General features: G+C 64.7%; 9 protein-coding genes and 1 riboswitch. Of the genes, 4 read left to right on the forward strand and 5 right to left on the reverse strand.

The window, feature by feature from the left end:
* Window positions 1-393 (forward strand): 2Fe-2S iron-sulfur cluster-binding protein (locus WBQ44_RS20050; RefSeq protein ID WP_495568417.1); only part of this gene is annotated, 393 nt, incomplete at its 5' end.
* Between the two features lie 8 nt (window positions 394-401).
* Window positions 402-1292 carry an alpha/beta fold hydrolase gene (locus WBQ44_RS20055; RefSeq protein ID WP_495568418.1) on the forward strand — a complete coding sequence of 297 codons (891 nt, stop codon included), beginning with the start codon at window positions 402-404 and terminating at the stop codon, window positions 1290-1292.
* 64 nt (window positions 1293-1356) lie between these two features.
* Here WBQ44_RS20055 and WBQ44_RS20060 read toward each other — a convergent pair whose 3' ends face one another.
* The 5 genes from WBQ44_RS20060 to WBQ44_RS20080 all read right to left on the reverse strand — a co-directional run bounded on the left by WBQ44_RS20060 (window position 1357) and on the right by WBQ44_RS20080 (window position 6844).
* Window positions 1357-2628: an LLM class flavin-dependent oxidoreductase gene (locus tag WBQ44_RS20060; RefSeq protein ID WP_495568419.1), complete on the reverse strand. Its 1272-nt coding sequence runs from the start codon at window positions 2626-2628 to the stop codon at window positions 1357-1359.
* Between the two features lie 2 nt (window positions 2629-2630).
* Window positions 2631-3386, reverse strand: coding sequence for a 3-oxoacyl-ACP reductase (locus WBQ44_RS20065; RefSeq protein WP_495568420.1), 756 nt, complete (start codon window positions 3384-3386; stop codon window positions 2631-2633).
* A gap of 48 nt (window positions 3387-3434) precedes the next feature.
* Window positions 3435-3532, reverse strand: a riboswitch (TPP riboswitch).
* An 80-nt stretch (window positions 3533-3612) separates the two neighbouring features.
* On the reverse strand, window positions 3613-4938 hold the full coding sequence (locus WBQ44_RS20070) for an alpha-amylase family glycosyl hydrolase (protein WP_495568421.1): 1326 nt from the start codon (window positions 4936-4938) through the stop codon (window positions 3613-3615).
* Window positions 4935-6113, reverse strand: coding sequence for an alpha-hydroxy-acid oxidizing protein (locus WBQ44_RS20075; RefSeq protein ID WP_495568422.1), 1179 nt, complete (start codon window positions 6111-6113; stop codon window positions 4935-4937). The genes WBQ44_RS20070 and WBQ44_RS20075 overlap by 4 nt, the downstream gene beginning before the upstream one ends.
* Window positions 6114-6130: 17 nt before the next feature.
* A complete protein-coding gene (locus tag WBQ44_RS20080; protein ID WP_495568423.1) occupies window positions 6131-6844 on the reverse strand; it encodes a type 1 glutamine amidotransferase in 714 nt (237 codons plus the stop codon).
* Between the two features lie 64 nt (window positions 6845-6908).
* Here WBQ44_RS20080 and WBQ44_RS20085 point away from each other — a divergent pair, with 64 nt between their 5' ends.
* Together WBQ44_RS20085 and WBQ44_RS20090 are read left to right on the forward strand one after the other, a co-directional pair.
* Window positions 6909-8870 carry a helicase-related protein gene (locus WBQ44_RS20085; protein ID WP_495568424.1) on the forward strand — a complete coding sequence of 654 codons (1962 nt, stop codon included), beginning with the start codon at window positions 6909-6911 and terminating at the stop codon, window positions 8868-8870.
* Window positions 8871-8978: 108 nt separating this feature from the next.
* Complete coding sequence (locus WBQ44_RS20090; RefSeq protein WP_495568425.1) at window positions 8979-9734, forward strand: SDR family NAD(P)-dependent oxidoreductase; 756 nt, start codon at window positions 8979-8981, stop codon at window positions 9732-9734.
* Window positions 9735-9795 lie beyond the last annotated feature (61 nt).

A 9795-nucleotide genomic window follows, 5' to 3' on the forward strand; every position in this document is an offset into this window, starting at 1 on the left:
GCAGTTGCCGGTGGCGCAGTCTATTGCTGTGGGCCCACACCGATGCTCGACACCGTTCGCCGTGAGTTTCGCGATTGCCCGGCCACCGCATTGCATTTCGAGCGTTTCGGCCCGCCTCCCATCACCGACGGCCGGCAATTCCGGGTGCGGTTGATCAGCGACGGGTCCGTGGTGGATGTGGCCCCGGACGAATCGCTGCTCACCGCCGTCAAGCGCACGAGGCCCGATGTGGCCTACTCCTGCCAGCAGGGTTTCTGTGGAACGTGCAAGGTTCGGGTGCTCGCCGGTACGCCCGAGCACCTCGAAACTCGGCTCACCCCTGCCGAGCAGCAGGACAACATGCTCATCTGCGTGTCCCGCTCCACGGGCGAGCAACTCGTACTCGACATCTGAGGATCTTCATGACACTGACCGAGACCCGCACGACCGTCGTCAACGAGGGCATGCAATTGGCGGTCTTCGAGACGGGCAATCCCGACGGAGAGACGATCGTCCTCGTACACGGGTGGCCGGACACGCACAAGCTGTGGAGTCATATCGTGCCGCTGCTCGCCGACAAGTTTCGTATCATCAGCTACGACGCGCGCGGCGCCGGAGCGAGCACCGTTCCACAGGAGCGTGCTGCCTACCGGCTCAGCAGTCTGGCATCGGACTTCTACGCCGTCGTCGACGCAGTCAGCCCCAACGGGCCGGTACACGTTCTGGCCCACGACTGGGGCGCCGTGGAGATCTGGGAAGCCGCTGCCGAACCTCGCGCGGTGGACAAAATCCGTTCGTACACATCGATTTCCGGGCCCAACCTAGACCACCTCGGCAAATGGTCGCGCGACCGGCTGTCCAAGCCCACCTGGACCAACATCAAGCAGGTCTTCGCTCAGACCCGCGCGTCCTGGTACACGGTCACCTTCCACATCCCGGGCCTGTCGACGCTCCGGATCAAGCGTCAGTTCGCGAAGGGCTGGCCCGCCTTCCTGCAGGAATTCTCCAACGTGGATCCGTCCCTCGTCACGCAGAGCCCGACGCTGTGGTCGGATGCAACCAACGGAACGAACCTGTACCGCGCGAACATCATTCCGCGACTGACGAGACCACGCGATCGGTACGTCGACATCCCGGTGCAGTTGATCGTCAACACCGAAGACGTCGCCGTTCGGCCCTTCCATTACGACGACACCGGCAAGTGGGTGAAGAACCTGACCCGCAACGACATCGCCGCCGGGCACTGGTCGCCCATTTCACACGCATCCGAAATCGCCACGCTCACCGAGAAGTTCGTGGAGTCTCAGCGGTAGGCGTGCGCTCCGCGCCCGTGTACCAAAAGTGCTGTCCGAACAACACTTTTGGCACACGGGTGCGTCAGCGCAACATCTCCCGCAGCGTCGACGACGAGTATTCACGTCGAAACAACCCACGCTGCTGCAGGATGGGCACCACATGGTCGACGAAGAGTTCGAGACCGTCCGGATACATGGGTGGCATCAGGTTGAACCCGTCCGCTGCGCCGCGCCGGACCCATTCTTCGATCTCGTCGGCGATCGACTCGGGTGTACCGAGCATCGTCGCGTGACCTCCACCGGCCGCGAGGGTACCGAGCAGCTCGCGCACGGTCGGCGAGTCTTTTGCGATGATGCGCAATATTGTTTCGTACCGACCGTGCGGGCCGGTGAAGTCGGCGAGCGAGACGAGGTCGGGCACAGGGGCATCGAGTTCCCACTCGCTGCAATCCTGTTCGACGAATATGCCGAGTTGGCGTAGCGACTGTTCCACCGGCAGCAGCGCATCCAACTCGGCTTTCTTTGCTTTGGCTTCGGCTGTCGTCGACCCGACGTACGTGACGAGACCAGGCATGATCCCCACCGAAGACGGGTCGCGCCCGGCCGCGCCGATGCGCGCCTTCACATCCGAGTAGTAGCTCGCACCGGCCTCGATGTCGTAGGCGACGGCATAAATGGCTTCCGCGTACCGAGCGGCGAGATCGCGTCCGGGTCCGGATGCACCCGCCTGAAACAGCACCGGACGCCCCTGCGGAGACCGCGGTACCGTCAGTGGACCGTCGACCCGAAAGTGTTTGCCCACATGGTCGACTGCGTGCACAGCCGCCGGATTCGCGTACATTCCTTTCCTGTCGAGCACGAGCGCGTCGGTATCCCAGCTGTCCCACAACGCCAACGCGACGTCGACGAACTCCTCGGCCCGCGCGTATCGCTCGTCGCGACCGGGGATCTCGTCGAAACCGTGATTGCGGGCCTCGGCGTCGAACATCGAGGTGACGACGTTCCATCCGGCCCTACCGCCGCTGAGGTGATCGAGCGAGGCCAGCAACCGTGCGGCGTGGAACGGCGTGTAGAACGTGGTCGACACCGTCGTCACCAGACCGATGTGCGTCGTCGCCCGCGCCATCGCCGACAAAGCCGTGATCGGTTCCAGGAACCACGTTCCGGCGCCCGCTGGGTCGCGCACCGAGTGACCGTCCGCGAAGAAGACTGCATCGAGCTTCCCGCGTTCTGCGGTGCGCGCGAGGTCCTCGTAGTAGTCGATGTCGCCGAGCCGCTCGACGGGGGAGCCTGGGTGCCGCCACGCAGCGCTGTGATGCCCGCAGCCGAACAAGAAAGCGTTGAGGTGCAACATGATCAGTCCTTGACCAGGCCACCGTCGACGACGAGGTTCTGGCCCGTCACCGACCTGGACCACGGCGACGCGAAGAACAGAAGCGCGTCGGCGAATTCCGCGGGCGTCACCACCCGGCCGAGAGGAGTCGATGCCGCGATCATGTCGAACACCTCGTCCGGTGTGGCGGCACTGGCGTCGGTGGTGCGCAGAAGTCCACCCGACACCATGTTGACGGTGATGCCGTCGGGCCCCAGATCGGCTGCGAGAGTGCGGGTCAGCGACAGCAGCGCCGCCTTGGAGGCCGTGTAATCGTGGTACGGCACCACCGGATTCTGAAATAGGTTGGTGCCTACGTTGACGATGCGGCCGAAACCGTCGGCGCGCATACCCGGCAACGCACGTTGGGTGGTGGTCAGGGCACCGCGCACTGCTCCCTGAAACTGGGCGTCGAACTGATCCCACGTGATGGCGTCCGCCTTGCTGCGCGCATCACCGTCGAACGAGAAGTCGGCCAGCGCGTTGTTGACGACGGTGGTGACCGAGGTACCGAAATGCCGTTCGGCGGAGGTGAATAGCGCATGGACTTCGTCGGCACGGGTGACATCGGCCTGCACCGCGAAGCCTCCGATCTCGGCAGCGAGGGCTTCGGCTGCGTCCCTGCTTCGGCGGTAGTCGACGACGACCTTCGCGCCCTGGGCGGCGAAGGCCCGGGCGATGGCGGATCCGAGTCCTCGACCGGCGCCGGTTACCAGAACCGTCTGCTCGCTCAACTTCATTTCAGCTGTCCTCTCGTCGGTGGTCGACACCACGAAAGACAATGCACCCGAGACGGGCACAGACATCCCTACGCTGGTGCGGACCAGATCAGGTTCGACGGGTGTGATCTCAGCCGCTGTGGTCAGCGGCACCCCGTGTCGAAGACGAGTGTAGGCCTATCGGCTCCTCTACGAAAATCTAGCCTTGACGCTAGATACCGGAATATTTGCCTGTCGACTGTGATCGTCAGCCGATCACGACCCATTCGTGAGCCTGGATGGTCACCCACCCGGCATGCACGGATGCCTGACCGGCGAGCACATCGCCCGACAGGTGATAGTCGACGGCCTCGTCGCCCAGATTGAGCGCAACATGAATCTCGTGGTCACCCGAGTGAGCGCGATACAGCAACGCGGTGTTGGTCAGCTCCACCGTTTCGGTGCGTGCGGTGTGCAGCCACGGATTGCGCCGCCGTAGCCCGATCAGCTCCTGATGCAGGTGGAAGACGGGCCATCCGTGTGGCGCCAGTGCGTCCTTGTGGGCCGGAAACTCGGGACGCACGTCGTCGTCACCGCCGACGCGCTCCTCCTTCACACCTCGAAACCCCTGCTCGTCTCCGTAGTAGATCATCGGGGTGCCACCGACGGTGAACAGCACGACAAGCGCGTGCGCGAGGTGACGTTCGTCGGTGATCGTGCTGGCGATGCGATTGACATCGTGGTTGCCGACGAAGGTCGCGGGGACAAAGGTGTCGAGCCAATCGCCGTGTCGCCCGAGCGCATGCGAGAGCTCGAAGAAGTTCTTCTCCGTGATCGCGCTCCAGGTTGCCTTCCACAGTTCGTACTGCGTCACCGCGTCGAGCGTGCTCGTGCGGACGAAGTGCGAATAGTCGCCGTGGATCACCTCGCCCAGCACATACGCATCCGGATGCTGCTCGCGTACGCGAGGCATGACTGCAGCCCAGAAACGTTCCGGCACAGCGTAGGCCGCGTCGAGTCGCCATGCGTCCGCGCCGCGTCCGAGCCAGTGCGTCATGACGTCGGCGACGTACCCGCGCACCTCGTCGTTGTCGTGATTCAGCGTGACAAGGTGGTTGTGGCCTTCGAAGCTGCGATGCGTCGGAGCCTCACCGGACCAGTCGAGATGGAACCAGGCCGATTCGGCCGAGTCCGGCCCGGCAGCGATCGCCTTCTCGAACTTCGGGAAGCGCTGTCCGACGTGGTTGAACACACCGTCCAGCATGATCTTCAAACCGCGCTTGTGCGCCGCCTCGACCAGGGTGTCGAAGTCCTCGTCCGTGCCGAGTCTCGGGTCGATACGAAAATGATCGACGGTTTCGTAACCGTGTCCTTCCGAGGCGAAGATCGGACCGAGTGCGATTCCCGACGCGCCCAGTTCAAGTGCGTAGTCCAGCCATTCGACGATCTTCAACAAGCGGTGCTCGTCGGCCATCGAGGTGCCGTCCCAGTCGCGGACGGGCGCTCCGACGAAACCCAGCGGGTAGACGTGCCACCAGATGGAGTGTTCGACCCACGACGGAGTTCGGGATGCGTCGGTGCCGGCAGCGGTCATGCGGGCACCACCGAATCGCGGCCCAGCTCGCGCGCACCGGTGTGCCCGGAGAGGCTGGTGACGAGGTCGAATTCGGCGAGGATACAACGAAGTACGTGTTCGACCCCGGCTTGCCCACCGAGAGCGAGACCGTACAGGAACGGTCGACCGAGCAGGATGGCATCGGCGCCGAGCGCCAAGGCTTTGGCCATGTCGGCGCCCGTACGCACTCCGGAGTCGAACAACACGGTCAGATTGTTCCCCACCGCGTCGACGATGCCCGGCAGCGCGTCCAACGATGCACGGGCGCCGTCGATCTGACGGCCACCGTGGTTCGAGACGACGATCCCGTCGACGCCGTGTTCGGCTGCGGTGCGGGCATCGACAACGGTGCAGATCCCCTTCAGCACGATCGATCCGTCCCAGTTTTCTCGCAGGAACGCCAGTTGAGACCAGCTCAAGCCCGGGTTGGGGAACATCTGCGCCCAATGCAGCGCCGCAGCAATAGGATTCGCTTCGACCGATTGGTCCAGGCCTGCGAGGAACGCCGGATCGGTCAGGTAGTTCTCGATGCCGAGATTGGCCAGGAACGGGAGGTAGCCGCGGTCGAGGTCAGCAGGTCGCCAGCCCATCAGTGTCGTGTCCAGGGTGAGCACCAGCGTCGTGAATCCGCTGTTCTTCGCTCGGCCGAGGAAGCTCAGCAGAACGGACTCGTCTGTTGGCCAATACAACTGGTACCACCGAGGTGCGTCGCCACCCGCCTCGGCAACCTGCTCGAACGAATGCGAGGACTGCGTCGAATGGATGTAAGGAACACCCAGCGCCGCAGCCGCACGCACCGTGGCGAGCTCGCCGTCCGGGTGCGCCAGGGTCTGAATGCCGACGGGTGCGATGAGCAACGGTGCCGACAACTCGGTACCGAAGATAGTCGTGGAATGGTCGCGCTGGACAGCACTGCGCATCATCCTCGGCGCGATGCGCCACGCGTCGAAGGCGTCCCGGTTCGCGCGAGCAGTGGCGCCACTGCCTGCGCTCGCGACGATGTACCCCAACGCCTCCGGCGTCAGCGTCGCCGCGGCCTGATCCTCGAGCTTCGCCAGATTGGTGGTGATCTGCGGCCCGCGATCGGCCGTCGAACTCGGATCGGCGAACATGCCCTTGGCATAGATGCCGATCTGATGGTCACTGAAGTTCATGCTCTCCACCGTAGTGGTCACGCCGTTCGGGCCACCGTGTTTCGGGTGCCGATCCAGGCGTCCAGCAGCAGCGCACAGCGTTCACGAGCCGCGTCCTCGTTCGCTGCCACGTCGCGGCGGATGGCGTCGACCAGAACGGGATCGTGCTCGACACCGTCACGCGCCCATGCGTCGGCCCACGAGGAGAAGACGTCGACATCGATCTCCGGATGGAACTGCAACCCCAGGTGCTGGCCCGCCGCGAAGGCCTGTTGCCCGGCATCGTTGCGTGCAACAACGGTTGCGGACGCCGGCGCCAAAAACGTGTCGCCGTGGAACTCCATCCAGGGTCCCGGTGCGACCGACTCGGGCCGATCGCTGACGATGTGGGTCATGCCGTGTTCCGGCCGGTCGGACTTCCTGACCGTTCCACCGAGGACCTGCGCGAGCAGCTGGCCGCCGAAACACACCCCGAGAACAGGAACGTCCATGCCGACGGCCTGCGCGAGGTAGTCCGCCTCCGGACCGATCCAGGGAAGGTCGTCGTAGACGGCAGCCGGCGACCCCATCACCACGAGCATGTCCGCACCCTCCAGCGACGGCGCATCCGTGCCCATGCCGTAGTCGAAGGAATGGACGTCGAGCTCGTACCCACGTGCCAGCAACTCCGGCCCCAGCGTCCCGATATTGCGGAACCCCAACTCGGGATCTCGGTCGTGCACCAGCACAACTGCTCGTCGTTCGTCGTTCACACCGGCTCCTTCTGTCCGCCAGCACGCTACCGGGCCTGTCGGTCCCGTGCTCTACGGTGTTTCGGTGCCACCACGTCGACGCAAGCCCACCACCACCACGCGAACGGTCGCTGCGGGCAAGAGCGATGCCGCGCGCAAGTACAAGGCTGCGGGCAAGTACAAGGCTGCGGGCAAGTCCAAGGCTGCGGGCAAGACAACTGCCGGAGCGACGAGCACCAGGGCGAAGCCGACACGCAAACGAGCCGTCCGTAAAACTGCGTCACCGGATTTGCGTCCGCCCGATCCCGGCGAGCGCGTCTGGGTGCTCGACGTCCCCTTCGAGGATCGGGCACTGGCATCGGCGTCGGGTGCACGTTGGCACCCGGGTCCTCGGGTGTTCGCCTACTACGGGACGGCACTGCCGGAAGGCCTCACCTCCTTCGAGTCGATGCCGTACAGCCTGCAACGGTGGGTGGAGGACGAAGCCAACGAGGACTGGCGTCCCGAGGTGATGCACGAGAGGTCGTTGACGCCGCGAAAGACGCAGCTCGAGTCGGTGCGGCGGCAACTCGACGCAATGGAGAACGGTTTCCCGTACTTCGCGCAGATGGACTCCACGGGTCTCGGCAAGACTCTCGCCGTGTGCGAGGCCGTCCGGCAGATGGACGACCCGAGCATCGACACCGTACTGGTCGTTGCGCCCAAGGGTGCGCTTCCGGGCTGGCGCCGCACCATTGCCGACAGTGAGGCCGACCGCGACCCGGCCGACCGCAAGCGATGGCTGCTTGTCACCTACCAGTCCACGAAGAAATTGCTCACCGTGCCCGAGGACATCGATCTCGGCAAGCGCAAGAAGACGCAGAACAAACGCACCATTGCTCTCGGTGAACTGCGCTTCGACATCGATGTCGTCATCGCCGACGAGTCGCACGCGTTGATGAACATCGAGTCGCAGCAGTCGCAGATTCTGTGGCGGTATCAGGAGGCGGCTCGCGCTGTCGTATGGATGTCCGCCACCCCTGGGTACCAGCCCATGCATTTCGCGTACATGGCTCGGGCAATCGAGAAGAGCAGGGCTGCCGGCCAACCGATCATCGGTGACGACGAGGCGCTCGGATATGCAGTCACGACGAAGTGGGCCGAGTTCCTTTCCGCCGAGGGCTTCGCACTGAAGGAGGGCAAAGCGGCCGGGCTCAAGACGTGGCGTTGGGAACCCGCCAACCCGGCCGAACGGGAGCGAGACATCGGCACCATTCACCGCTGGCTTGCGGGGGGCTCTGTGCCCTGGTCGATTTCGCGTCCGTCCCCACTCACCCCGCGCGAACCTCTCGGGCAGGAGCTCACCGCGGCGCAGAAGCGTCTCTACAACTCGGCCTGGGTGGACTACCGCAAGGAGCTGGGTCTGCCGCTGTGGAAATCCGTTGGCGGGCGACGAGTGCTGCAGAAGAACCCGAGCACCAGAGCAGCAGCTCTGCGATTCCGGCAGAAGTGTTCCTACCTGCGGATCCCTGCGACGGCCGACCAAGTCCGCACTTGGATCCGGGACGGCAATCAGGTCTTCGTGTCGATGTTCTACCGCGAGTCCGTCGCCGCCCTCGCCGACGCATTGCGAGAAGAGGGGCTCGAGGTCGCCGTCGTCGACGGAAGCATGAGCAGCGCCGATCAGGAGACGGAAATCCGCCGCTTCCAGACGGGCGCCGCGCGGGTCATCGTCTCCACCACCACCAGCGCGATCAACCTGCACTCGAACGAACTGCTGCTTCCCGAAGGGACACCCTCGACGGCGGCCCCGCGCATCACGCTGATCCACGATCCCCGGTGGACCCCGATCGAGATCCGGCAGATCGAGGGTCGAGCCAACCGCATCGATCGCGACCACAACCACACCTCGTCGACCTGCTATTACGGCTACGCCGAGGGCACCGTCGAGGAGGAGATGGTGTTGACGGGCGTCGAGCGCATCGCCGACCTGGGTTCGATAGTCGGGCAAGCCGACCTCATCGACCCTGAGGCGTTCCTCGCTGCGCGGGCCGGAGACGCCGGCTAGGTTTCGGGTACCGGCCGATAGTGAGCCGAAACACGAAATACAGGGGGATCACCAACTGCTGAACACGTATAGATAGCTGGAAATTCTATACATGGGAGATGGTTGGTCATGGCCACGTACGACGTAGCGGATCGCTCGGCGATTGTTACCGGCGCAGGATCGGGAATCGGTAGAGCAGTTGCGCTCGAACTGGCAGCAAACGGCGCGTCGGTGCTGGTGGCAGATCTCGATGCAGCCAACGCACAGGCGGTCACCGACGAGATCCGCGCGGCCGGCGGCACGGCCGAGGCGTTCGTCGGCAACGTGACCGACCTCGACGCCGTCGACGCGATGGTGGCTGCTGCAGGCGAGATGGCTCCGCTGCGCATTGCGGTCAACAACGCCGGAATCGGCGGCGAGCCGCTCCCCGTCGGCGACGTGTCCGTCGACAGCTGGCGCAAGGTCATCGAGGTCAACCTCAACGCGGTGTTCTACGGAATGAAGGCTCAAATCCCGGCCATCGCTGCCGCGGGCGGCGGTTCGGTCATCAACATGGCGTCGGTGCTCGGTAGCGTCGGTATCGCCAACTCCGCGAGCTACGTGGCAGCCAAGCACGGACTTCTCGGTCTGACCAAGAGTGCTGCATTGGAGTACGGCGAAGCCGGCGTGCGGGTCAACGCCGTGGGCCCCGGCTTCATCCGCACTCCACTGCTCGTCGCGAACATGGACGATGACGCCATGAAGGCTCTCGAGGCGAAGCACGCGCTCGGCCGGCTCGGCACCTCGGAGGAAGTCTCGAGCCTCGTCGCGTTCCTGGCCAGCGACGCCGCCGGCTTTGTCACCGGCAGCTACCACCTCGTCGACGGCGGCTACACGGCCGTCTGACGCCCGACGCCAGCGGACCGCAGCCGGCTCAGCAGCGAGTGTCGGCTTCGTGCTCGAGTGT

The organism is Rhodococcus sp. (in: high G+C Gram-positive bacteria) (assembly GCF_049591685.1).
Classification (GTDB): domain Bacteria; phylum Actinomycetota; class Actinomycetes; order Mycobacteriales; family Mycobacteriaceae; genus Rhodococcoides.